The organism is Ralstonia sp. GX3-BWBA, assembly GCF_003290055.1.
GTDB classification, from domain to species: Bacteria; Pseudomonadota; Gammaproteobacteria; order Burkholderiales; family Burkholderiaceae; genus Ralstonia; species Ralstonia holmesii.
Genome location: NZ_QMKS01000012.1, coordinates 358,092 through 382,458, shown reverse-complemented (window position 1 = coordinate 382,458; position 24,367 = coordinate 358,092). Strand labels below are relative to the sequence as shown.

The 24,367-nt window shown below is 63.9% G+C and carries 24 protein-coding genes; 4 read left to right on the top strand and 20 right to left on the bottom strand.

All coding sequences use genetic code 11. The annotated features are described in order from the left end of the window. Window positions 1-5: 5 nt before the first annotated feature. From DOD19_RS16110 to DOD19_RS16100, 3 genes are all read right to left on the bottom strand, one after another. Window positions 6-953, bottom strand: a complete 948-nt coding sequence (locus DOD19_RS16110) for an alpha/beta hydrolase (protein ID WP_112186542.1) — start codon at window positions 951-953, stop codon at window positions 6-8. Window positions 954-1,093: 140 nt separating this feature from the next. Continuing rightward, a complete protein-coding gene (locus tag DOD19_RS16105; protein WP_112186607.1) occupies window positions 1,094-1,555 on the bottom strand; it encodes a CoA-binding protein in 462 nt (153 codons plus the stop codon). A gap of 20 nt (window positions 1,556-1,575) precedes the next feature. After that, window positions 1,576-2,718 carry an RsiV family protein gene (locus tag DOD19_RS16100; RefSeq protein ID WP_112186540.1) on the bottom strand — a complete coding sequence of 381 codons (1,143 nt, stop codon included), beginning with the start codon at window positions 2,716-2,718 and terminating at the stop codon, window positions 1,576-1,578. Window positions 2,719-3,307: 589 nt separating this feature from the next. Here DOD19_RS16100 and DOD19_RS16095 point away from each other — a divergent pair. Beyond that, complete coding sequence (locus tag DOD19_RS16095; RefSeq protein WP_112186538.1) at window positions 3,308-5,701, top strand: DUF6600 domain-containing protein; 2,394 nt, start codon at window positions 3,308-3,310, stop codon at window positions 5,699-5,701. Between the two features lie 107 nt (window positions 5,702-5,808). Here the strand turns inward: DOD19_RS16095 and DOD19_RS16090 are convergent, their stop codons facing one another. The 15 genes from DOD19_RS16090 to DOD19_RS16020 all read right to left on the bottom strand — a co-directional run bounded on the left by DOD19_RS16090 (window position 5,809) and on the right by DOD19_RS16020 (window position 20,549). Beyond that, entirely contained in the window at window positions 5,809-6,225 is a 417-nt protein-coding gene (locus DOD19_RS16090; RefSeq protein WP_009239559.1) for a F0F1 ATP synthase subunit epsilon, read from the bottom strand. 91 nt (window positions 6,226-6,316) lie between these two features. Then, the gene (atpD, locus tag DOD19_RS16085) at window positions 6,317-7,726 is read right to left on the bottom strand and encodes a F0F1 ATP synthase subunit beta (protein ID WP_197032032.1); all 1,410 of its coding nucleotides are present in this window, start codon (window positions 7,724-7,726) and stop codon (window positions 6,317-6,319) included. 36 nt (window positions 7,727-7,762) lie between these two features. Next, window positions 7,763-8,638 (bottom strand): F0F1 ATP synthase subunit gamma, encoded by an 876-nt coding sequence (gene atpG, locus DOD19_RS16080; protein ID WP_024977233.1) that lies wholly within the window; start codon window positions 8,636-8,638, stop codon window positions 7,763-7,765. Window positions 8,639-8,702: 64 nt separating this feature from the next. Next, entirely contained in the window at window positions 8,703-10,244 is a 1,542-nt protein-coding gene (atpA, locus tag DOD19_RS16075) for a F0F1 ATP synthase subunit alpha (RefSeq protein WP_024977232.1), read from the bottom strand. Between the two features lie 73 nt (window positions 10,245-10,317). Further along, a complete protein-coding gene (locus DOD19_RS16070; RefSeq protein ID WP_009239555.1) occupies window positions 10,318-10,854 on the bottom strand; it encodes a F0F1 ATP synthase subunit delta in 537 nt (178 codons plus the stop codon). 2 nt (window positions 10,855-10,856) lie between these two features. Next, the gene (locus tag DOD19_RS16065; protein WP_024977231.1) at window positions 10,857-11,327 is read right to left on the bottom strand and encodes a F0F1 ATP synthase subunit B; all 471 of its coding nucleotides are present in this window, start codon (window positions 11,325-11,327) and stop codon (window positions 10,857-10,859) included. Between the two features lie 106 nt (window positions 11,328-11,433). Then, window positions 11,434-11,700 (bottom strand): F0F1 ATP synthase subunit C, encoded by a 267-nt coding sequence (gene atpE / locus DOD19_RS16060; protein WP_003262709.1) that lies wholly within the window; start codon window positions 11,698-11,700, stop codon window positions 11,434-11,436. A gap of 83 nt (window positions 11,701-11,783) precedes the next feature. Continuing rightward, window positions 11,784-12,665, bottom strand: coding sequence for a F0F1 ATP synthase subunit A (gene atpB / locus DOD19_RS16055; RefSeq protein ID WP_024977230.1), 882 nt, complete (start codon window positions 12,663-12,665; stop codon window positions 11,784-11,786). A gap of 232 nt (window positions 12,666-12,897) precedes the next feature. Next, window positions 12,898-13,446 carry an ATP synthase subunit I gene (locus DOD19_RS16050; protein ID WP_024977229.1) on the bottom strand — a complete coding sequence of 183 codons (549 nt, stop codon included), beginning with the start codon at window positions 13,444-13,446 and terminating at the stop codon, window positions 12,898-12,900. A gap of 352 nt (window positions 13,447-13,798) precedes the next feature. Then, on the bottom strand, window positions 13,799-14,710 hold the full coding sequence (locus DOD19_RS16045; protein ID WP_024977228.1) for a ParB/RepB/Spo0J family partition protein: 912 nt from the start codon (window positions 14,708-14,710) through the stop codon (window positions 13,799-13,801). Window positions 14,711-14,727: 17 nt separating this feature from the next. Next, window positions 14,728-15,516: a ParA family protein gene (locus tag DOD19_RS16040; protein ID WP_112186536.1), complete on the bottom strand. Its 789-nt coding sequence runs from the start codon at window positions 15,514-15,516 to the stop codon at window positions 14,728-14,730. Between the two features lie 37 nt (window positions 15,517-15,553). Next, window positions 15,554-16,222, bottom strand: a complete 669-nt coding sequence (gene rsmG, locus DOD19_RS16035) for a 16S rRNA (guanine(527)-N(7))-methyltransferase RsmG (protein ID WP_024977226.1) — start codon at window positions 16,220-16,222, stop codon at window positions 15,554-15,556. After that, window positions 16,222-18,171, bottom strand: coding sequence for a tRNA uridine-5-carboxymethylaminomethyl(34) synthesis enzyme MnmG (gene mnmG, locus DOD19_RS16030; RefSeq protein ID WP_112186534.1), 1,950 nt, complete (start codon window positions 18,169-18,171; stop codon window positions 16,222-16,224). Before mnmG ends, rsmG begins: the two co-directional genes overlap by 1 nt. A 468-nt stretch (window positions 18,172-18,639) precedes the next feature. Next, on the bottom strand, window positions 18,640-19,788 hold the full coding sequence (locus DOD19_RS16025; RefSeq protein ID WP_112186531.1) for an ABC transporter substrate-binding protein: 1,149 nt from the start codon (window positions 19,786-19,788) through the stop codon (window positions 18,640-18,642). A gap of 155 nt (window positions 19,789-19,943) precedes the next feature. Next, window positions 19,944-20,549, bottom strand: a complete 606-nt coding sequence (locus DOD19_RS16020; RefSeq protein WP_112186529.1) for a short chain dehydrogenase — start codon at window positions 20,547-20,549, stop codon at window positions 19,944-19,946. Between the two features lie 107 nt (window positions 20,550-20,656). Here DOD19_RS16020 and crgA point away from each other — a divergent pair, with 107 nt between their 5' ends. Both crgA and DOD19_RS16010 read left to right on the top strand, forming a co-directional pair. Then, window positions 20,657-21,565 carry a LysR family transcriptional regulator CrgA gene (gene crgA / locus DOD19_RS16015; RefSeq protein WP_112186527.1) on the top strand — a complete coding sequence of 303 codons (909 nt, stop codon included), beginning with the start codon at window positions 20,657-20,659 and terminating at the stop codon, window positions 21,563-21,565. Between the two features lie 5 nt (window positions 21,566-21,570). Next, the gene (locus DOD19_RS16010; protein ID WP_112186525.1) at window positions 21,571-21,786 is read left to right on the top strand and encodes a DUF3820 family protein; all 216 of its coding nucleotides are present in this window, start codon (window positions 21,571-21,573) and stop codon (window positions 21,784-21,786) included. A gap of 12 nt (window positions 21,787-21,798) precedes the next feature. On the opposite strand, the gene DOD19_RS16005 is transcribed toward DOD19_RS16010, so the two are convergent. Continuing rightward, window positions 21,799-22,695 (bottom strand): LysR family transcriptional regulator, encoded by an 897-nt coding sequence (locus DOD19_RS16005; protein ID WP_112186523.1) that lies wholly within the window; start codon window positions 22,693-22,695, stop codon window positions 21,799-21,801. A 105-nt stretch (window positions 22,696-22,800) separates the two neighbouring features. On the opposite strand from DOD19_RS16005, the gene DOD19_RS16000 reads away from it, so the two are divergent. After that, window positions 22,801-23,757 carry an SDR family oxidoreductase gene (locus tag DOD19_RS16000; protein ID WP_112186521.1) on the top strand — a complete coding sequence of 319 codons (957 nt, stop codon included), beginning with the start codon at window positions 22,801-22,803 and terminating at the stop codon, window positions 23,755-23,757. Here DOD19_RS16000 and DOD19_RS15995 read toward each other — a convergent pair. Next, window positions 23,743-24,294: a phosphonate degradation HD-domain oxygenase gene (locus tag DOD19_RS15995; RefSeq protein WP_112186519.1), complete on the bottom strand. Its 552-nt coding sequence runs from the start codon at window positions 24,292-24,294 to the stop codon at window positions 23,743-23,745. The two genes, DOD19_RS16000 and DOD19_RS15995, sit on opposite strands and share 15 nt — an antisense overlap. Between the last annotated feature and the right edge of the window lie 73 nt (window positions 24,295-24,367).

The following is a 24,367-nucleotide window of genomic DNA, read 5'->3' as shown; positions in this document are numbered from 1 at the left end:
CCTGCTTATTCCTCGCTGATCATCCCGACGAATGCATGCGCTGCGCGGCGCATCCATTCGCGTGCGCGCTCGGCCTCGAACTGGATGCGCGCAAAGGCGTGCGTCATGCCGGAGGCTTCGATGGTGATGACCTGCGCGCCGTGCTGCACGAGGTAGTCGGCGTATTGCAGGCCGTCGTCGCGCAGCACGTCGTGCGCTGCCACGATGACGACGGTGTCTGGCGGCGTATATGCCGGCGCGCGCGCCATCAGGAAGATGCGCGCGTCGTGCTCGGCGAGTGGCTTGGCGAGGGCTTCTGCACCGATGTATTTCTCCCAGTACCAGCGCATTTCATCACGCGTGAGGCCGGGGCCTTGTGCAAACGCGTTGTAGCTCTCGCTACCGAAAGCCGGCGTGGTAACGGGGTATAACAGGAACTGCGCGTTGACGAGGCCAGGACGCATGCCCTGCGCGGCCTGCACCGCAAGATGGCCGCCCGCGCTATCGCCACCCACGGCCAGAAACTCTGGATCGAAGTCGAGGTACGCGCGCTGCTCGGCTAGGTACGCGAGCGCGTCGCGTGCATCGTCCGCCGGCGTGGGAAACGCATGCTCGGGCGCGAGGCGGTAATCGACACTCACAACGGCGCAGCCCGTGTCTTGCGCGACCAATGCGGCCAGCATGCGATGCGTTGTGCGCGGCGCGCCGACCACCCAGCCACCACCGTGGAACCACACCAGCAAGCGCGGCGTGATCACGCCTTTTGGACGAAAGACGATGGCGTCAAGCGTGCGCCCCACGAGCGGCAGGCTGAGGTCTGAAACGTCAACGCCTTCGGGATCGGGCCGCTCGGATACCGCAGCAATCGCCTCAAAGCGCGCGCGCTGCGCGGGTGCGTCTTCAGGCGGGGGCAAGACGCCGAACTGTTCGGCAAGGCGTTGGTAGAACTGCAGGATTTGCGGATCGACGGCCATGATGTAAGCAGGATGCAATGACCGCCAGAGTGTAGCGCGCCAGGTTGGCTGAACTCCCTTGATACGTCAGGAAGCGATCGTCAGCGAAACGTCTGCCCCCCCTGCGCCGTCGTGTTTGTCACAAGGCCTTGGGGCGGCATTCATTTTTGCTCGCCGATACCGAGTCGCCAGTGTTCGATCTTCGTGCAGCGGTCTTGCACGGCCGGAATGCCGGCGTTGCGCGCCACGGCCATCGCCTCGTCATTCACGATGCCGAGCTGCACCCAGATCCCACCCACGCCGAGCGTCACGGCTTCCTGTACGACGGGCAGAACCTGTTCTGAGCGCCGGAAGATATCGACCAGATCGATGCGCTGGCCGGCGGCGGCAAGCGTCGTCGCCGCTTCGGTGAGCGTGGCGTAGCAAGGCTCGCCGAGCACGTCTTCGCCTGCGTGCTGCGGGTTGACGGGCACGATGCGATAGCCGGCCTGCTGCAGATAGCGCGCCACGTCATAGCTGGGCCGCGTGAGACGCGGCGACAGCCCGACCACGGCGATGGTCTTGCCGGACAGCAGCCGGCGCATGGTGTCTTGCTCGTCGACGTAGGAAGGATTGGCGGACATGGTTGGCGATGCAGGTGCAATCAGGTTGTGGGCCGCTTGCATGCGGAGCCCAGGTCATCGAAGCGCACGGCGGCACGGAAGGCGCCCGACGAATACGGACCGACCTCATACGGCCCGTAGTGCACGACGATGCGGTCACCTTGCAGCGTAAACGGAAACGCGGCGTTACGCAGATCGCGCTCCTTGAGGGCGCCGCGCGGCGCATCGGGTGCGCCTTCGCGCTTGAGCGCATCGACAATCTGCGTATTGAAGCTCTGCAGGCAGGCGGATGTGGAGTTCAGCACATCGGCCAAGGCGATGGGCTGAAAGCCCTGCGCGCCGCGTCGCCAGTTGCCGGCTGTGAAGCTGTAGTTGCCGTGCGCGCCGCCGCTGTAGGCCCACACCATGCGCAAGAGGCTCACGGTGTCGCCCAGGCCGACGGCGCTGATGCGGATGACGCATTCGGTGTCGTACTGGTCGCACTTGCGCACGCGCAGCGATTGGATCAGCGCGTCGATGGCGGCATCGCCCGTCACCGGGTAGCGCTCGGTCAGCTTGGCTTGGCCGGAGGCGCCCGTGGCCTCCTGATAGCGCGCCACGCGCTTCAACGTGAAGGGCTGGCTGCGGCCACCGTCGCTCCAGGTGCCGGTGGCGGTAGTGCCGTCGGCCGACAGCGCACCGGAGAGCGTGCCGCCCTCGCGCACGACGGACTGGCCGGCCGCATCAAGCGCTTCTGCGCGCTCGCGCCACACGAAGCGGCGCTCGGGCACATTGCGCCCTTCGATAGTCCAGAAGGCGCGGCCCTGGGGTCGGTCATCGTAGGCTTCGCCGGTCAGCGTGTCGGCCACGGGGTCCTTGTCTTTGTCCTGCTCTTTGGGTGGCGGGTCGTACACGTTCAACCAGACGTTCCAGCCAGGGCTGTCGGCGCCCTTTCTTACTGCGCCCTGCCAGAAACTGCCCGCCGGGCGCTCGGGCTGCTCTTTCGTTTTTGCAAGAGGGACGGTTGGCACAGAAGCAACAGGTGCGGAGGCGGCTGGCGCACTCGCGGACGCACTAGGGGGAGCAGAAGCCCCTTCGATGCCGGCCTGTGCGGCGCCCGCCGCGCTGAGTGCCCCCATCAAGGTAACAAAAACGCCCACTGCTCTCGACTTCTGCAACACATGGTGCATCGCATGCCTGTGCATGCCTCCCTCCTATGAACCCGACACCCCAGACTAGGACACCCCCCGCTGGTTCGCCTTTTCCCAAGCCCCGTCTGCCTAAGCGGCAAAGCGATGGGACTGTGCAGGTGCAGCAGGCGTTCCCTGAGCAGCCCCTCCAGGCGCTTTTGAGCTCACACGAAGCGGCTTTTACCGCGCTTGCATTCGATTGCAATCCGACACACTTTGTTACGCCTCGGGGCCACCCCGTCACCCACAATGCCTTCGCACCCCAGCGTTTGTGTCCAATTGTTGTGCGCTATATCAGGCCCGCGACGGCGGCGACACAGTCCCCGGGTGCAAGGTTACCCCCTCCTTTCGAATTGACCCCTCGAAGGGATTTCCCGTCCGCGCGGTGCTCCCCGGCCCGCGCGCTTTTTTTTTGTGCGCGCAATTCGCGCGCCTGCCCGCCTGCTTCCCGCCTTTCCCCAGCGCTCTGGGTGCGGCCGATCCGTCTATCGGCTTCCCGCGTTACGAAACACGCTCTTACAAAGGCAAGTCGACCCCTCGACGCCTGCCGCGTTAAATGGAGACATCCACGCGGCACAGGCCGCCATAAAAACGAGGGCTCATCATGTCCAATCTTTCCCGTCGTTCTCCGCTCTCCGGTGTACGGCTGCCGCATGTGTTGCGCGCGGTAGGTGTTGCCGCCGTGCTGCTCGTCTGCGGTGCGCAGGCTGCGATGGCCGCTGATCCGGCTTCGCGGGTGGCGCGGCTGTCGGATTTTTCCGGCACGGTGAGCTTCGCGCCCGCCGGCTCCGATGATTGGGCCGGCGCCTCGCTCAACCGCCCGCTCACCACTGGCGACCGCCTGTGGTCCGACCAGGGCAGCCACAGCGAGCTGCACGTCGGGTCCACGGCGCTGCGCCTGGGCCAGAACACCGGCGCCACACTCGTCGACCTGGACGACCGCAACACCCAGGTGAAACTCACCCAAGGCGCCCTGTCGGTTCGCGTGCGTTCGCTGCCCGCCGACCAAACCATCGAGATCGACACGCCCAACCTAGCCTTCACACCGCAGGCACCGGGCGAATACCGTCTCGACGTCGCACCCGATGGCTCCAGCACGACCGTCACCGTGTGGCATGGCCAGGGCACAGCCTACGGCGATGACCGCTCCGCACCGCTGGGCGCCGGTCAGCAAATCCGCTTTGGCGGCACCGACCTCGCCGAGGCCGGCGGCACCGACAACCCGGGCCGCGACGCCTTCGACCGCTGGGCGGAATCGCGCGATGCCCGCGAAGACGCTTCCATGTCCGCCCGCTACGTCGGCCGCGAAATGACCGGTTACGAAGCCCTCGACGACAACGGCACATGGCGTGAAGAAGACGGCTATGGCGCCGTGTGGGTACCGCGTGCCGTGCCCGCCGGCTGGGCCCCGTATCGCACAGGCCATTGGGCGTGGGTAGCGCCCTGGGGCTGGACGTGGGTCGATGACGCGCCGTGGGGTTTCGCGCCTTTCCACTACGGCCGTTGGGCGTATGTCGGCTCCACCTGGTGCTGGGTGCCCGGGCCGGTGGTGCCGCGTCCGGTCTATGCGCCGGCACTCGTCGGTTTCGTGGGCGGCGGAGGTGGCGGCGGCGTGAGCTGGGGGATCAACATCTCGATCGGCTCGCCGGGTGTGGCGTGGTTCCCGCTTGCGCCGGGCGAGGCATATCGCCCCGTGTACGCGGCCAGCCCGACGTACGTGACGAACATCAACCGCACGGTGGTGGTGAACAACGTTACGGTCAACAAGACCATCATCAACAACACCAACGTGACCAACGTTCGAAACGTGAACCGGGTCACGTACGTCAACGCGAACAACCCGGCCGCCCTGACTGCCGTGCCCGCCAAGACGTTCGTGAGCGGCCAGCCGGTCGGCCCCGCCATGACGCATCTGCGGCCGGAACAACTGCGCGCGCAGATGGCGCACGCGCAGTTTGTGTCGACGCCGGCGTTGGCACCAGTGCGTGCCAGCCTGGTGGGCGCAGCGGCCAATGGCGGGCCGCATCAGTTGCCGCCGCCGCAGGCGTTTGCACGTCAGGCGATTGCGGTGCGCGCACCCGCCGTGCCGGCAGGCGGGCACGATGCGTTGGCAGAACGGTTCCGCTCCCAAGGTGGTGCGGTCCCGGGCGCTGGCCCGGCGTGGACGGGCGGCAACGTGGGAGCCCGCGTTGCGCCGGTGCGGGGTCACGCCAATATGGGAATTCCGACCCCACCCGCGGCTGCACAGGCCGCGGGTCTACGGCTGACTCGCGCCGCACCGAGTGGGTCGAACGGGCCGAATATGCCCGCACGCGCCGGTAACGAGCCAGGCCGACCGGCGGAACAACACGGCCCGAATGGTCCGCAAGGATTGATGGGCTCCCCGAACCCGCAGGGCACACCGGCGCAGCATGGCGGCCAGCCTGGACAGGCTCCGCGGGCCCTCATGGCCCCCGACGCGATCAACCGTCCACGCCCGTTGCCGGGTGCCGCCGCACCGCAGGAGCGGCCGGGGCAACCGCAGACTGCACCTGCTCCACAAGGCCCGGCCGGCATGACGACACGTCCCCCGCAGCGCGAAGGCGCACCCGGCACACCGCGTGACGAGCGCCGCGCCTTCGAGCCGCGTCCGCAACTGCCGCAGCCCGGACCACAAGCGCAGCGTCCTCAACCGCAACCGCAACGCGGTGGCCAGGAGCCGAATCGCTTCAACGGCAACCCGGCACCGGCCATGCAGGAGCGTCCGCACAACGAGCCGCCGCAGATGCGCGCACGCCCGGAGCCTGAACAGCGTCGGCCGGAACCGCACATGGAAGCCCCGCGTCCCGCACCGCAACCGCACGTTGAGATGCGCCCGCCGCAACCGCAGGCCCAGCCGCGTCCGCCTGAGGCCCGTCCGCCGCAACCTCAACCGCAGACCCAACCGCCTCGGCAGGAACACCACGAAGCCCAACCGCATCCGCAAGGCAATCGCGGTGAAGAAAAGCGCGAAAGGTGAGCACCGCTGACCAAGTGCCGCGCCAGTTCGCAGGCAAAAAAAAGCAGCCCTTCGGGGCTGCTTTTTCGTCTGCGCCGGCCGATGACACCGGCCAGCACACACTTGCCTTAGCGCTTGCGACGCAGGCGCGCGATCGCTGCAAGCTGCGCAGCGGCCACGGCCAGTTCACCTTGCGCACGGGCCAGATCCAGATCGCTGCTTTGATTCTGGAGCGCCTCTTCGGCCGCACGCTTGGCTTCGTTCGCCTTGGCTTCGTCCAGGTCGTGACCGCGGATTGCGGTATCGGCCAGCACGGTCACCTTCTTCGGCTGCACTTCGAGAATGCCACCGGCAACGAACACGAACTCTTCGCCGCCATCTTCCTTCTCGATGCGCACGGCGCCCGGCTTGATGCGCGTGATCAGCGGCGTGTGACCGGGCAGAATGCCCAGCTCGCCTGCTTCGCCGGGCAGCGCCACAAACTTGGCATTGCCGGAGAAGATCTCGTGCTCAGCGCTGACGACGTCTACATGAATGGTTGCCATCTCGATTCCTTTGCTCAGAAAAGCGGCTTCCTGAATGGGCCTCAGGAAGCCAGTACTGGCCCCGGCTTACGCGCGGCGCCAGACGTTGCTCTTACTGGAGCTTCTTGGCCTTCTCGAAGGCTTCGTCGATCGAGCCGACCATGTAGAACGCCTGTTCCGGCAGGTGATCGCACTCGCCGTCCACCAGCATCTTGAAGCCGCGGATGGTTTCCTTCAGCGGCACGTACTTGCCCGGCGAGCCCGTGAACACTTCGGCCACGTGGAACGGCTGCGACAGGAAACGCTGGATCTTACGAGCACGGCCCACGGCCAGCTTGTCTTCCGGCGACAGTTCGTCCATGCCCAGAATCGCGATGATGTCGCGCAGTTCCTTGTAGCGCTGCAACGTCTTCTTCACGCGGTCGGCGACTTCGTAGTGCTCCTGGCCAACCACTTGCGGGTCGAGCTGGCGCGAGGTCGAGTCCAGCGGATCCACTGCGGGGTAGATACCCAGTGCAGCGATGTCACGCGACAGCACGACGGTCGAGTCCAGGTGCAGGAAGGTCGTTGCCGGCGACGGGTCGGTCAAGTCATCGGCAGGCACGTACACGGCCTGGATCGACGTGATCGAGCCAGTCTTGGTCGACGTAATACGCTCCTGCAGCTTGCCCATTTCTTCAGCCAGCGTCGGCTGATAGCCCACGGCGGAAGGCATACGGCCCAGCAGTGCCGACACTTCAGTACCGGCCAGCGTGTAGCGGTAGATGTTGTCGACAAAGAACAGGATGTCACGGCCTTCGTCGCGGAAGCGCTCGGCCATCGTCAGGCCGGTCAGCGCCACGCGCAGACGGTTGCCCGGCGGCTCGTTCATCTGGCCGAACACCATGGCCACCTTGTCGAGCACGTTGGAGTCCTTCATTTCGTGGTAGAAGTCGTTGCCCTCACGGGTACGCTCGCCCACGCCAGCAAACACCGACAAGCCCGAGTGCTGCTTGGCGATGTTGTTGATCAGCTCCATCATGTTCACGGTCTTGCCGACGCCGGCGCCACCGAACAGACCCACCTTACCGCCCTTGGCGAACGGGCAGACCAGGTCGATCACCTTGATGCCGGTTTCCAGCAGGTCCACCGACGGCGACAGCTCGTCGAACTTCGGGGCCTTCTGGTGAATCGCGCGCTTTTCGTCGCAGGCGATCGGGCCGGCTTCGTCAATCGGACGACCCAGCACATCCATGATGCGGCCCAGCGTGCCGTGACCGACCGGCACCGAGATCGGCGCACCAGTGGTCGCCACACGCATGCCGCGACGCAGACCGTCGGACGAACCCAGCGCAATGGTACGCACCACGCCGTCGCCCAGCTGTTGTTGCACTTCGAAGGTCAGGCCCTTCTCGGCGAACGAAGCGTCGTTGCTGTCATCCAGCACCAGCGCCTCGTAGACCTTCGGCATCGCGTCGCGCGGGAACTGAATGTCCACCACGGCGCCGATGCACTGCACGATATTTCCGTTTGCGATACTCATTTGTATCTCCAATAACTTGATTCTTTGCCGTGGCTATCAGACTGCCGCTGCGCCGCTGACGATTTCGGACAGTTCCTTCGTGATCGCTGCCTGACGGGTCTTGTTGTAGACCAGTTGCAGTTCGCCGATCACGTTCTTCGCATTGTCCGAAGCCGCCTTCATCGCAACCATCCGGGCCGATTGCTCGGACGCCATGTTCTCGGCCACCGCCTGGTACACCAGCGCCTCGACGTAGCGGATCAGCAGCTCGTCGACCACCGTTTGTGCGTCCGGCTCGTAGATGTAATCCCACGAGTAGGCCTGCTTCTCGGCATCGCTCTGTGCGAGCTTGTCGGCGGTCAGGGGCAGCAGCTGCTCGACCACCGGTTCCTGCTTCATCGTGTTGATGAAGCGGGTGTACGCGAGGTACACGGCATCGATCTGGCCTGCGTTGAACGCGTCCAGTTGCACCTTGATCGCGCCGATCAGCTTTTCCAGATGCGGCGTGTCGCCCAGATGCACGACGTTCGAGACCACCTTCGCACCGACGCGGCCCAGGAACTGCATACCCTTGGTACCGATGGCGGTGGTTTGCGTCTCAACGCCCTTGTTCTGCAGATCGCGCAGTTGGGTGGTGACGGCACGCAGCACGTTGGTGTTCAAGCCACCGCACAGGCCCTTGTCCGTCGTCACCACGATCAGGCCGGCACGCTTGACGTCGCGCGCAACCATGAACGGGTGCTTGTACTCCGGATTGGCCAGTGCCATGTGCGCAGCCACGTTGCGGATCTTCTCAGCGTACGGGCGGGCAGCGCGCATCCGTTCCTGCGCCTTGCGCATCTTGGATGCGGCGACCATTTCCATCGCCTTGGTGATCTTGCGCGTGTTTTGCACGCTCTTGATCTTGGTGCGGATTTCTTTTGTTCCGGCCATTTCTTCCTCTCCGTTCAAACCTGGTCACGCAGGCTACGCGCGACCAGTTTCGGGAATGACGCGGTTAGAACGCGGCGGACTTCTTGAAATCCTCGATCGCGGCACGCAGGGCAGCTTCATCTTCCTTCGAAAGATCTTTCGTATCTTCGATGCGGTTGATGAGGTCGGCGTACTTCGTCTTCAGCGTGTCGTGCAGGCCCTTTTCGAAAGCCAGGATGTCCTTCACGTCCACGTTGTCGAGGAAGCCGTTGTTGGCTGCGTACAGCGACGCGGCCAGCTGCCACACTTGCAGCGGCTGGTATTGCGGCTGCTTGAGCAGTTCGGTCACGCGGCGGCCGCGCTCGAGCTGCTTGCGGGTCGCTTCGTCCAAGTCCGAAGCAAACTGCGCGAACGCAGCCAGTTCACGGTACTGGGCCAAGTCGGTACGGATACCGCCGGACAGCTTCTTGATGACCTTGGTCTGAGCGGCACCACCCACACGCGACACCGAAATACCGGCGTTGATTGCGGGGCGCACACCTGCGTTGAACAGGTCGGTTTCCAGGAAGATCTGACCGTCGGTAATCGAGATCACGTTGGTCGGAACGAATGCCGACACGTCGCCGGCCTGCGTTTCGATCACGGGCAGTGCGGTCAGCGAACCGGTCTTGCCCTTGACTTCACCGTTGGTGATCTTCTCGATGTGCTCGGCGTTCACACGTGCAGCACGCTCCAGCAGACGCGAGTGCAGATAGAACACGTCGCCCGGGTAAGCTTCACGGCCAGGCGGACGGCGCAGCAGCAGCGAAACCTGGCGGTACGCCCAAGCTTGCTTGGTCAGATCGTCATACACGATCAGGGCGTCTTCGCCGCGGTCGCGGAAGTATTCGCCCATCGTGCAGCCGGCGTATGCCGACAGGTACTGCATGGCAGCCGAGTCGGAAGCGGCAGCAGCCACCACGATCGTGTAGTCCAGCGCGCCGTGCTCTTCGAGCTTGCGCACCACGTTGGCGATCGTCGAAGCCTTCTGGCCGATTGCCACGTACACGCAGAAGATGCCCTTGCCCTTCTGGTTGATGATGGCGTCGACTGCCACAGCGGTCTTGCCGGTCTGGCGGTCGCCAATGATCAGCTCACGCTGACCACGGCCGATCGGCACCATTGCGTCGATCGACTTCAGACCGGTCTGCACCGGCTGGCTCACCGATTGACGTGCGATCACGCCCGGAGCGACCTTTTCGATCACGTCCGTCTTCTTGGCGTTGATCGGGCCCTTGCCGTCGATCGGCTGACCCAGTGCGTTGACCACGCGGCCCAGCAGTTCCGGGCCAACCGGCACTTCCAGAATGCGGCCCGTGCACTTGACTTCGTCGCCTTCGGAAATGTGCTCGTATTCACCCAGCACCACAGCGCCGACAGAGTCGCGCTCGAGGTTCAGCGCGAGGCCGAACGTGTTGCCCGGAAATTCCAGCATTTCGCCTTGCATCACGCCCGACAGGCCATGAATGCGGCAGATACCGTCCGTCACGGAAATGACCGTGCCGGTGTTCTTTGCGTCAGCGCCAGCCTTCAAGCCCTCGATACGGGTCTTGATCAGGTCGCTGATCTCGGAGGGGTTCAGTTGCATCGAATGCTCCTAATTCTTCAATCTGTCTGCGGGCGCGATATCGTCGATTGCATCGGCGCCTCGCGAAACAGCATTACGCGGCGGTCAGCGCAGACTGCATCTGCGTCAGGCGCGCGCGCACCGAGGTGTCGAGCACTTCGTCGCCAATCTGCACACGCACGCCGCCGATCAACGAAGGATCGACGCTCACGTGAGCCTGCAGCTTCTTGCCGAACTTGCGTTCGAGCGTGGCGACCAGTTCGGTCAGGGGCGCGCCCTCAAGCGGGAACGCACTGGTGATCTCGACGTCGGCGGCGCCTTCGCTGGCATTCCGCAGCACATGGAATTGCGCGGCAATTTCCGGCAGCAGCGACAGACGCTTGTTGGCCACCAGCAGGCCAACCAGTTCCTTCGCCTCATGCGAAACCGGAGATTTCAGCGCCGACAGGAAGATCCCCGCCACATCGGCTTTGGAGAGCTTCGGATCATCGGCGACTGCCTTCATGTCGGGCACGGCGGCAATTTGCCCCATTTCCGACACGAGCTCAGACCATGCACCCAGATTGCCGGCCTTCGCCACGCGGAACAGCGCCTCTGCGTACGGACGGGCAACGGTTGCGAGTTCTGCCATGATTACAGCTCAGCCTTGAGTTGATTGAGCAGATCGGTGTGGACCTGCGCATTGACTTCACGCTTGAGGATCTGCTCGGCACCCTTGACGGCCAGCACAGCAACCTGGTCACGCAGCGATTCACGCGCGCGCACGGTTTGCTGCTCGGCTTCTGCCTTGGCTTGCGCGATGATGCGCGCGGCTTCGGCCTGGGCGTTTTGCTTGATCTCGTCGGCGCTCATCTGGGCGCGCTTTTCAGCGTCCGCGATGCGTTGCGCGCCTTCATTGCGCGCTTCGGTCAGTGCCTGGTCGACCCGCTTGTTGGCCAGCTCCAGCTCAGCCTTGCCCTTATCGGCAGCGGCCAGGCCATCGGCGATTTTCTTCGCGCGTTCGTCGAGCGCCTTCACCAGGGGCGGCCAAATGAATTTGGCAACAACCCACCACAGGATGAAGAACACGACCATCTGCGCGACGAGTGTGGCGTTCAGGTTCATGGTGTGTTCCTTTCGGTATTGAGACTACGGATCAATGCACGAAGCGGCGAGGGTCACGCGTAGCGTTCACCCAGGCCGCCTCCGGCATCATGCAGACCGAAAAGAATTACTTGATGACCGACAGCAGCGGGTTGGCGAACGCGAACAGCATGGCCACACCAACACCGATCAGGAATGCCGCGTCGATCAGGCCAGCCAGCAGGAACATCTTGGTTTGCAGCGGGTTCATCAGTTCAGGCTGACGTGCGCAGGCTTCGATGTACTTGCCGCCCATCAGTGCGATGCCGAGGCAGGCGCCGATAGCACCCAGGCCAATGATGATGCCGATACCGATGGCGGTCAGACCTTGGATGTTGGCGAGAAATGCTTGCATGATGACTCCCTTTTACGTGAAAGACTAAGAACTTGAGAACTTGGAAAAATCAAACGGAACCGGAGAACCTGAACCGCAACTACTTAGTGGTGTTCATGTGCCTGGCCGATATACACCAGCGTCAGCATCATGAAGATGAAGGCTTGCAGCAGCACGATCAGGATGTGGAAGATCGCCCACACTGCACCGGCCACCACGTGACCCACGAAACCCAGTGCCGACGTGTCAGCACCGAACGTCCAGATCGAGCCAAGCAGCGCGATCAGCAGGAACACCAGTTCGCCCGCGTACATGTTGCCGAACAACCGCATGCCCAGCGACACAGCCTTGGCGAGGAATTCAATGATGTTGAGGATCAGGTTGAACGGCGCGAGGTACCACTTGGCGCCGAACGGGGCTGACAGCAGCTCGTGCGCAAAGCCGCCAGCGCCCTTGATCTTGAAGCTGTAGTAGATCATCAGAATCAGCACAGCGAACGACATGCCGAACGTACCGTTCAGGTCAGCCGTGGCCACCGCGCGGTGGTGCGGCACGTGCACACCGAAGGTACCGAGGAGGTGGTTGACGCCCGTGACCCAGTCCACGGGGATCAAGTCGACTGCGTTCATCAGCGTGACCCACACGAAGACCATCAGCGCCAACGGAGCAATCCAGGAACGATCGCCGTGGATGATGCCCTTGGCCTGGTCATCGACCATCTCGACGACGAGTTCAACGAAAGCCTGGAAGCGGCCGGGGACGCCGGAGGTGACGCGGCGTGCGGCGATGCCCAGGAAGATGATGCCGATCAGGCCCATCAACACGGACCAGAACATCGTGTCCCAGTTGATGACAGAGAAGTCGACGACGGAGGCCTGCTTGCCACCGATGCTATTGAAATTCTGCAAATGCTCCGCGATATACGCGGAAGGCGTAAGAGCGTGCTCGGCGGCGTGGCCGGCGGCTTCTGCGACTTCAGTTGCCATGATGATTCAGTCCAATATTGCGAAACATTCTTCGTGACCCGTTCCGACTCGCGCCCGATTCAACCAGGTTCCTCCTGGAGATCGCGGACTGCACGCGGCCAGAACGCGCCACCTTATTCTTGCGGAGTGTCAGCGCAATGAACCTGGGCTTCTCCTGCCTCAGGTTCCCGCTACATGCCAACACGTCCAGTGTGCCCGCCGTGTCGTGGTGGGCTGGAGCCGACTCAACGCGCTATCGCAGCGCGAGACCGACCCAATACATCTTGAGTGCCAGGATCAGGGTGATCAGCAAGGGCGGCCAATGCAGGCCCTTGAAGACAACCACCACGATCACCAGCAGCGCGACCGTGCCAAGCACCTTGATCGCTTCGCCCACCACAAGACGGGCGATGGATTCGAACCCCTTGGCCGTCGACAGCCGCATCGCGAACCATGCCGAAGGCACCACGCACACGCCGCCACCCAGTAGAGCAGAAAGCGCAGCCTCGCCCGCTGACGCAGCGCCCATGCCCGTGAACCAACTGCCGACATACCAAGCGAGCGCACACAACAGTGTGATGGCCACCTGGCCGAGCACGATGGAAAAGGGCGTGATACGCGAGGCCTGCAGCGCCTGCTCACCGAACAGGGCGACCGCCTCGTCATGGGACAGCACATGCACCGGCGGCTCCGCCTTCTCCTCATCGTCCCAACTATCGAGCTTCGGATCCTGCACCGACGCAGGCCGGGCGGCGTTCAACGAAGCGTAAGAATCGGGCCGTTGCCGGTCGGCTGGCTGCATGGAAGAATGTGCTTTCATCATGCCGCACCGCTTTGGGTCAGGCGGATTTAAAACCGCACGATTTTACGGGACATGGCGTTCGCCAGTCAACGCGCAAGCGAACGCTCGTGCGGGCGCCTTCGACAGCACTCCGCGCTGGCGCGTTCCATGCGGTGCGCGCAATGCGGTGCTGTTGCCGGGGCACCGAATCCGCCTGATGGAGCGGCACCCCGTTGATTCCATGATGGTGCTGGCGACACTCAGCGTCGATGACGCGCGAGGTAATCGCACCAATTCCGTGCCAAATGGCTGCCCACAAATGGCGCAACGACGCCAGCTCCACGTACATGCGTCAAACTGCCGCAGGCGAAATTTAGGCAGCCTCTTCGTCGCCATCGGGACGCAGGCGCGCCAGCAACCCGTCGAACTCGTCGAGACTGCTGAACTGCACGGTCAACTGACCACGGCCCTTCGCTGCCAGCTTGATCTGTACACCCAGGCCCAGTTGATCAGCCAATTCCTCTTCCAGGCGCGCGACGTCACGGCCGCCTTGGTGGCCGCCCTTCTGCTTCAGTGACTTCAGCTCAAACGGCTTGAGCGTCAACGCCACCAGTTTTTCCGTCTCTCGGACCGACAGGCGCTTGTTGACGATCTGGTTGGCCAATGTGATTTGCGTAGCACCATCGACGGCGAGCAACGCACGGGCGTGGCCCATATCCAGGTCGCCGGCCATCAGCATGGTCTGCACGGGCTGGGCGAGATTCAGTAGGCGCAGCAGGTTCGACACCGCACTGCGCGAACGCCCCACCGATTCCGCCGCTTGCTCATGTGTGAACTGGAATTCACGCACCAGGCGCGCGATGCCTTGCGCCTCTTCCAGCGGGTTCAGATCTTCGCGCTGGATGTTTTCGATCAGCGCCATGGCGGCGGCCGATTCATCCGGCACGTCCTTCACGAGCACGGGCACTTCGGTCAGGCCCGCAAGGCGCGATGCGCGGAAGCGGCGTTCACCCGCGATGATTTCGTACTTGGGCTTGGTGCCGTCGGACTCCACCTTGCGCACCAGAATCGGCTGCATCAGGCCCTGCGCGCGGATGCTCGCGGCGAGTTCCTGCAGCGCGCCTTCATCCATGCGCGTGCGCGGCTGATATTTGCCGGGCTGCATCTGCTCCAGCTTCAGCACAGTGGGCGCGCCCTCTTGCTTGGCAGCTTCGACAATCTCGGCGGGACTGCCGAGCAGCGCTTCGAGGCCTCGGCCCAGTCCCTTTTTCTTCATCGTGCTCATGTTGTTCCTCTTACCGCTCAGGCCGGCATCTCGGCCGCCATCTGCCGCACGCGCGCGATCATCTCGGCGCCGAAATCCAGATAGGCCCTGGCACCTTTCGATGCCACGTCAAACGCCACGCCCGGCATGCCGTACGACGGCGCTTCGGCCAGACGCACGTTGCGCGGAATGACCGTCTTGAACACCTTGTCGCCGAAATGCGATTCGAGCTGCGCCGATACCTGCTGCTGCAACGTCACGCGCGGGTCGAACATCACACGCAACAGACCGATCACCTTGAGGTCGCGGTTCAGGTTGGCGTGCACCTGCTTGATGGTGTTCACCAGATCCGACAGGCCTTCGAGCGCAAAGTACTCGCACTGCATCGGCACGACGACGCCGTGCGCGGCACACAGGCCGTTGAGCGTGAGCAGCGACAGCGACGGCGGGCAATCGATAAGGACGAAGTCGTAGTCGGCTTCTACCTCGGTGAGCGCAAGCTTGAGGCGGTTTTCGCGATGCTCTAGATCGACCAGCTCGACTTCGGCGCCGGCCAGGTCGCGGTTTGCGGGCAACACGTCATAGCGCCCGGCCTCGGAGCGCTGGCGCGCCTGCGGAATCGTCGCCAGCCCAACAAGCACTTGGTAGACGCTGAATTCGAGCGTGTGCTTGTCAATGCCCGAGCCCATCGAGGCGTTGCCCTGCGGGTCGAGGTCGACCAGCAGCACGCGCTGCCCTTGCGCGGCCAAACCGGCCGCAAGATTCACCGTGGTGGTGGTCTTGCCGACCCCACCCTTCTGGTTGGCGATCACGAAAATATTCGACATGACTCCTCTGCGGTGAATGGCTCGCTACAACGTTCGCTCACGCCGACGGCGCAAGGATGACCAAGTGACGCTCGGCCGGCAGCCCCGGCACGGTCAGGCGTTCGATGGCTTCGACGGTCCAGCCGGCGGGCAGGCGCTCGATTTCGGCATCCGGGCGCACACCCTTCATGGCGACCATGCGGCCGCCCGGGGCCAGCAGATGGCCAGCCAGATTCACGAAATCCACCAGCTCGGCGAAGGCGCGCGAGGTGATGACGCCGTAGCCGGTGGCATCAGCCAGTTTTTCCACGTGGCCCCAATGCGACTGGGCATTGGTCAGGCCAAGCTCAGCTCGGCACTGTGTCAGGAAGGCGGTCTTCTTTTGCACGATGTCGACCATCGTGACGCTCACATCTGGATAAGCGATGGCCAACGGAATACCGGGCAGGCCGCCACCCGAACCGACGTCCAGCACGCGCGGTGCGTCAGGTTGAGCACGGCGAGCCAGCTCAGCAATGCGCGACACGGCCGAGAGCGAATCCAGCAAGTGATGCGTCAGCATGTCGCCGGCGTCGCGAATGGCGGTCAGGTTATAGACGCGATTCCATTTGGCCAGCAGCCCTTGGTACGCCAGCAGGCGATCGACTTGCGCGCTGTCCAGCGACAAGCCAAGCGCGCGGGCGCCGGCTTCCAGCTCTGCCCGGGCGTCAGTCAGTGCATCCGCCATCAAGCTGCCTCGCCTTGGGAATCGGTGCGAGGGCCCACTTGGCCACGCAACACGCCCTTCTTCAAGTGTACGAGCAGCAGCGACACGGCGGCCGGCGTAACGCCGGAGATACGCGAAGCCTGCCCGATGGTCTCGGGCTTGTGTTTGGCCAGCTTCTGCTGCACCTCGATCGACAGACCGCGCACTTGTGAATAGTCGAAATCCGCAGGCAGACGAGTGTTCTCGTTCGCACCCAGACGCTCGACTTCATCGGCTTGCCGGGCGATGTAGCCATGGTATTTGATGCCGATTTCGACCTGCTCGCGGATCTGCTCGGCCAGCAACGGATCTTCAGCCAACGGGGCTTCAAGCGCGTACTTGCCGCCCTGCATGCCCATGAGCATTTCGTGCGTCACGTTCGGGCGGCGCAGCAAGTCGGCCAGCGCGTACTCGCGCTCGATCCCCTTCCCAAGGACCGGCTCAGCGTCTTCCAACGGAAGCGTGGCCGGGTTCACCCAAGTCGACTTGAGGCGCTCTGTTTCACGTGAAACAGCGTCACGCTTGCGGTTGAAGGCATCCCAGCGCGCATCGTCGACCACACCCAAGGTGCGGCCGACTTCGGTCAGGCGCATGTCGGCGTTGTCTTCGCGCAGGCTCAGGCGAAACTCAGCGCGGCTGGTGAACATGCGGTACGGCTCGGTCACGCCCCGGGTGATGAGGTCGTCGACGAGCACGCCCAGATAAGCCTGGTCGCGGCGCGGCGTCCAGGCGTCCTTGCCCTGCACCTGCAGGCCGGCGTTGATACCCGCCAGCAGACCTTGCGCTGCTGCCTCTTCGTAACCGGTCGTGCCGTTGATCTGGCCGGCGAAAAACAGGCCGGAAATCGCCTTGGATTCCAGCGAAGCCTTCAGCCCGCGCGGGTCAAAGTAGTCGTACTCGATGGCGTAACCGGGGCGCAGGATGTGGGCGTTCTCCAGCCCGCGCATCGAGTGGATCAAGTCGAGCTGAACATCAAACGGCAGGCTGGTCGACACGCCGTTCGGGTAAAACTCGTTGGTCGCCAGGCCCTCCGGCTCCAGAAAAATCTGATGGCTATCCTTGCTGGCGAAGCGGTGGATCTTGTCTTCGATGCTCGGACAATAGCGCGGCCCCACCCCTTCGATCACGCCCGTGTACATCGGAGAGCGGTCCAGCCCGGCACGGATGATGTCGTGCGTGCGCTCGTTGGTATGCGTCACCCAGCACGGCACTTGGCGCGGATGCATGTCCGCGCGGCCCATGAACGAGAACACCGGCACCGGGTCGAGATCGCCCGGTTGCTCTTCCAGCACAGAAAAGTTGATGGAGCGGCCGTCAATGCGCGGCGGCGTACCAGTCTTGAGGCGCCCTTGCGGGAGCTTCAATTCCTTCAGACGCGCGGACAGCGACACCGCGGCGGGGTCCCCCGCGCGGCCGCCGGTGTAGTTGTTCAGCCCGACATGGATCTTGCCATCGAGGAACGTCCCCGCCGTCAGCACCACGGCACGTGCACGGAATTGCACGCCAACCTGCGTCACCGCCCCGACTACACGGTCGCCTTCCACCAGCAGATCTTCCACAGCCTGCTGGAACAGCATCAGGTTCGGCTGGTTTTCCAGCCGATGGCGGATGGCTGCCTTGTATAGCACGCGGTCCGCCTGGGCACGGGTCGCACGCACAGCGGGCCCCTTGCTGGAATTGAGGATACGGAATTGGATACCGCCCTCATCCGTTGCGATGGCCATGGCCCCGCCCAGCGCATCCACTTCCTTGACCAGATGGCCCTTGCCAATGCCTCCGATGGACGGATTGCAGCTCATCTGGCCCAGTGTCTCGATGTTGTGCGTCAGCAGCAGGGTCTGGCAACCCATGCGCGCCGCCGCCAAGGCGGCCTCGGTGCCGGCGTGTCCGCCGCCCACCACGATCACATCGAATTCAGTTGGATACAGCATGGCTTCCTCCTCGCATGGAGGCATCGAAAATTTGGAGAAGCGGAATTATAAGTCGCGCAGCTACACCGCAGTTCGACCATGCGGCAATCGAGACAAAATTCGCCCGCTTTTCGTGTTTCACGTGAAACATGCACCGCTTGTTGGCCACGTTTGTGTTTCACGTGAAACACATCAATCGGTTGACGTTCCGCCCTCGCTGCTCGAATGAGCACGAAGAAAATCGATGAAGACCCGAAGCCTGCCCGGCAAGCTGGGGCGGTGCGGGGGAAATAGAGATGAAGGCGATACATCGCCGGCGCGGCCGGTCTGAAGCTGACTGACGCGGGCCTCGCCGAAATCCGGGCTGCGTTGCCTAAGACCACGGCATCGCCCCGTACCGCAGAGCCTCGCCAACGATTGAGCCGCAAAAAGCAAAACGCACGGCGCGAACCGTGCGTTTTGCGTGGGGTGATGACGTTGGCTACGCCGTCAGTTCTGCAGTTTCCACTTCCCGTCCTTGATTTCCACCATCACCCGCGCCCGCTGATCCAGCCCGAGGTGATCCTTCGCATTCATGTTCATCACGCCGTGCGAGATCGCCAGATTGGTCGTCGTCTCCATCGCATCGCGCAGCCCCTTGCGGAACGCCGGCGTGCCAGGTTGTCCCTTCTTCAGCGCCTCGGGCATCGCATGCGTGAACAACAACCCGGCATCCCACATGTGTCCGCCGAAGGTGGAGACCTGTCCGCCGTACGCCTTTTCATATGCCGTCTTGTACGCCAGCGCCGGCTTCTTCACCGGGTTGCTGTCGGGCAGTTGCTCGGCAACCAAGATCGGACCTGCCGGCAGGAACGTGCCGTCGCAGTCCTTCCCGCACACTCGCAGGAAGTCGGCGTTCGCCACGCCGTGCGTCTGATACAGCTTGCCCTTGTAGCCCCGCTCCTTGAGTGCCCGCTCCGGCAGCGCGGCCGGCGTACCCGAGCCTGCGATCAGCACTGCGTCTGGATTGGCCGACATGATCTTCAGCACCTGCCCCGTCACCGACGTATCGGTGCGCGCAAAGCGCTCATTGGCAACAACCTTCAGCTTGCGCAGCCCCGCCACCTTATCGAACTCCTGCGCCCATGAATCGCCATAGGCATCGGCAAAGCCGATCAGCGCGACAGTCTTCACGCCATGGTTGACCATGTGTTCGGCAATGGCGGTCGCCATGTGCGAATCGTTTTGCGGCGTCTTGAACACCCACGCCCGCTTGGCGTCCATCGGCTCGATGATTCGCGCCGAGGCGGCCAGGGTGATCATCGGCGTTTCGCTCTCGGCCACCACATCCACCATCGCCAGCGAGTTCGGCGTGACGGTCGAGCCGATCACCAGGTCGACCTTGTCTTCGGTGATCAGCTTGCGCGTGTTCTTGACGGCAGTCGTCGTGTCAGACGCATCGTCGAGCACGATGTACTCGATCTTCTTCCCTGCGATTTCCTTGGGCAGCAGCGCCACGGTGTTCTTTTCCGGAATGCCGAGCGAGGCGGCCGGCCCCGTGGCGGACACCGTGATGCCGACCTTCACCTGGGCGAATGCCGTGCCTGCCAACAGCGCCGTTGCGGCGAGTGCAATGCGGGATGCGCGCGAAACCTTCATGCCGTCTCCTGAGATATGCCGAGCGGGTCTGCGCCCGCCCTGAATCTGCGATTGGCCGACCGCTGGGTCGGGGATGAACGAGTCTAGAAGGAGTCACGCCACGCGGGCAAGGGGGAGATACCCCGAACCTTAACGTGTTCACGACCTAGGCAGATTCAGCCTACGCGGTACACCCGCCCGCTCTGCACACCTTCCACGCTGCGCCGGTACGCCAGCGCCGCACGCGCTGCCGGCACGGGTTCGAAGCCGGGAAAGAACGGGCCGTATGCGCCCATCGATTCGGTCAGCACCGTCGGGCTCACTGCGTTGATGCGGATACCGCGCGGCAGCTCGCACGCGGCGGCGCGCACGAAACCCTCGACGGCAGAGTTCACGGCGGTCGCGTTGGCGCCCTGTGCAATCGGCTCCTGCCCGACGATGCCGGTGGTGAGCGTGATCGATCCACCATCGTTCAGATAATGCTGGCCGACCAGCGCCAGGCGCACCTGCCCGAGCAGCTTGTCCTGCAGGCCGACGTTGAAATCCGCTGCGGTCATCTTGGTAAGCGGCCCGAAGAACAGGTTGCCGGCGGTGGAGACGATCGCGTCCACACGGCCAAGCCTGTCGAACAGCGCGGCCACGCTGTCAGCGTTGGTGATGTCGACCTGGTGCTCGCCCTGCGTGCGCCCGACACGGATGATCTCGTGCGCACCGCCCTGCTCCAGTTCCGCCACCACGGCGCGGCCAAGCGTGCCGCTGGCACCAATCACGACGATTTTCATACTCTGCTCCTTTGCAAATCCGGTTGGAATGGCGCCCATTCTTGGCCGAACCTCCCATCCGATAAAGCCGTGATACCTTCGATCATTCCAAATCAATGGTTCGGAATATGGACAAGCTGCGCAGCATGGAAACCTTCGTCGCCGTGGTGGAAGGCGGCAACTTCACCGAGGCGGCGGCGCGGTTGGAAATGTCCGCGGTCATGGTCGGCAAATATGTGAGCGCGTTGGAAACGCAGCTGGGTGCGCGCCTGCTCCAGCGCAGCACACGACGCCAGAGCCTGACCGACGCCGGCCGCGTGTTCTATGAAGACGCCAAACGCGTGCTGGAACAGGTGCGCTGGGCGGAAACGTCCGTCGAACGGCTGCGCGCGTCGCCATCGGGCACGCTGCGCGTGAGCGCGCCCACCACGTTTGGCGCGTGCGTGATCGCGCCGTTGGCGGCGACGTTCCAGCAGGTGCATCCGCAGGTGCGCGTCGAGCTGAATCTGAGCAACAGCATGGTCGATCTCGTCGACGAGGGGTTCGACCTTGCCATCCGCATCGGGCCGCTGGGCGACGCTGATCTGGTCGCCAAGCCGGTGTGCGTGTATCGCATGGTCATCTGCGCGTCGCCGGATTACCTTGCGCGATACGGGCGGCCGGAAACACCGGCGGACCTATCGCAGCATCGCTGCCTCTCACACATGGTGTGGAACAACCGCAATGCGTGGCAGTTGCGTGACTGGAAAGGCGACACGCCGTGGCGCGACGACCCAGCCTTCACCTGCAACGACGGCCACGGCCTGCGCGCAGCAGCGGTTGCCGGCGCAGGCTTGCTGCTGCAGCCGGAAGTGCTCGTCGCTGAAGACTTGGCCAATGGCCGCCTCGTGCGCGTGCTGCAAGCGTACGCGCCCGAGCCGCGGCCGATTCATGTCGTGTATCGGCAGGATCGGCGGCCCTTGCCGAAGCTCTCTGGTTTTGTTGCGCATTTGCTGGAGCAGGTGCCCACGCTCGTCCCCACATCGACGGCACAATAGCGCCCATGCAACCCGAAGACCTCCAACGCCTCGTCACCACGCAAATGCCCTTCGGCAAATACAAGGGCCGCCTGATTGCCGACCTGCCGGGCCATTACCTCAACTGGTTCGCGCGCGAAGGCTTTCCGCCGGGGCAGATCGGCCGGTTGCTCGCGCTGATGCAGGAGTTGGATCACAACGGGTTGAAGAGTCTGCTCGACCCATTGCGCCAGAAGCGATAACAACGCGATCGATCAATCGCCGTTGATGTACCGCAGCAGTCCGTTCGCCAGCGCATCAAACACGACACGGCAGCGCGGGCTGTCACGCAGGTCTTCGTGCATCGCGAGCCAGGTGTCGAGCGTGATGGTGATCTGATCGCTGAACAGCCGAACCAGATCCGCGTTGTGCCGTACCAAGCCGACCTGGCAGAAGCCAACACCAAAGCCTGCACGCAGCGCGGCAATCGCGGCCAGGTCACTGTCGGTACGCAGCGCGAAGCGATTGCGTTGGATCCACGGGAACTGCGCTCGCACGCTGCGCAGGAATGCGTTTTCCTTGTCGTAGCCGATCAGGGTGTGGCCAGCGAGTTCTTCCACCGTGGTTGGCGTGCCGCGCTTTGCCAGATAGCGCCGGTGCGCAAACAGCCCCAATTCGATCTCGCCCAGACGCCGCGCGACGAGCACGCCCTGGCTCGGTGGCTGCATGCGCACGGCGATGTCGGCCTCGCGGCGTAGCAGGTCCTCCATGCGGTTGGACGGCACAAGTTCGAGCGTCAGTTCTGGATAGGCGGCATGCAGGTCGGCGAGGATGGGCGGCAACACCTCCACCGCCACGACCTCGCTGGCGGTGATGCGCACGGTGCCGCGTACGCCCTCGCCCTGGCTGGAGGCGGCGCGCAGCAAGGCAGCGCTGGTGGCTTCGAGCGATTCGGCAAACGGCCGCAGCAATAGCGCCGCTTCTGTGGGGCTCAATCCCTGCTGCGTGCGGATGAACAGCGACATGCCCAGCGCCCGTTCCAGAGCATCGACATGCCGCCCCGCCGTCGGCTGCGTCAGCCCAAGCGCGCGCGCAGCGCCCGACAGCGATCCTTCTCGCACGACAGCAAGAAAAGTCCGATACAGCTCCCAACCCGGTTCAGATCCGATCATACAAATTCGTATAACTGCACGATCATCATCAACAATTCCATTGAAGCACAGCTGCGCCCAGAATGCCTCCATCGCAACGCTCTCACACACAGCAGGAGCACGGTCATGGAACAGGCACAACGCATCGCATTGGTATTGGGCGCCACCGGCGGCATCGGCGGCGAAGTGGCACGTCGGCTGGTGGCACGCGGCTGGCATGTGCGGGCGCTGCAGCGCAATCCGGATGCGCTGCCGAACCGCAGCACCGCATTCGAATGGATTCGCGGCGACGCGATGGTGCGCGAAGACGTGGTTGGCGCGGCGCAAGGCGCGGAGTTGATCATCCACGCCGTCAACCCGCCGGGCTACAAGAACTGGGCTGGCCAGGTGCTGCCGATGATCGACAACACCATCGCCGCTGCCCGCGCTTCGGGTGCGCGCATCGTGCTGCCGGGCACGGTGTACAACTTCGGGCCGGACACGTTCCCTGTGCTGCGCGAAACGACAAAGCAGGCGCCCCTCACGCGCAAGGGCAAGATCCGCGCAGAACTGGAGCGCCGCATGCAGGCCGCCAGCGCCGAAGGCGTGCGCAGCCTGATCGTGCGCGCGGGCGACTTCTTCGGGCCGCAAACAAGCAATACGTGGTTCGCCGGCGCGCTGGTCAAGCCGGGCAAGCCTGTGCGCACCGTCACGTATCCGGGCGCGGCGGGCATCGGCCACCAATGGGCTTATTTGCCGGACGTGGCAGAAACCATGCTGCGCCTTGTCGAGCAAGACGACCGTCTGCCGGACTTCGCCGTTTATCACATGCGCGGCCACTGGGATGCCGACGGCACGCAGATGCCCGCATCGATCGGTCGTGCGGTGGGTCACCCAGTCAAGACACGCGCGTTCCCGTGGTGGCTGATGCCCGTGCTGGCGCCGTTCTCGGAGATGCTGCGCGAGATGCGCGAGATGCGTTATCTGTGGCAGCAGCCAGTGCGCATGGACAACGCCAAGCTCGTGCAGGCGCTCGGCGCCGAACCGCACACACCGTGGGACGAAGCCGTGGGCACGACGCTGCGCAGCCTAGGCTGCCACTGAAACCCGCGCGGCCGTCGCCAAGAAGTGGGCAAGATCAGGCGTGCGCTGCCCGGCTACCTTGGCGAGGTCATCCCAGCGGCGCAGTTGCAGTGCATCGGCAGCGTACGGACGCTGCATGAATGCCTCGGCCTCGTGCGCCGAAAACACACCGCCCTGCAATGCCAGGCTCCGTATGGAATCCGCCGACAGACGCGCGTAGTAATGCGCATCCATCGCACACAGGCAGCGCTTGGCATCCACATGCAGGCGGATCGGCTCCAGCACGGCATCGGGAAACGTCGCACGCAGAAACGGCAGCGCAAAGTACTGGTGCTGATCGTCGATGCCGTGGGCGGTGGGCGTTTCACCCTGCAGGTTCAGCAAATGGCCAAGGTCGTGCAGCAGCGCCGCGGTAACCAACGCATCCGACGCGCCGGCCGCCTCCGCCAGCGCCGCCGTCTGCAAGGCATGTTCGAGCTGGGTGACGGGCTCGCCGCTGTAGGCAATGTTGCCGTGGCGGTCGAATAGCGTGCAGATGTCGTCGAGGCTCAGGGCCATGCTGCTGCGCAGGAGAAAGCTGAACCTTGCAGCCTAGCCGGCCCATGCGGCAGCATAGTGACAACGCACGGTG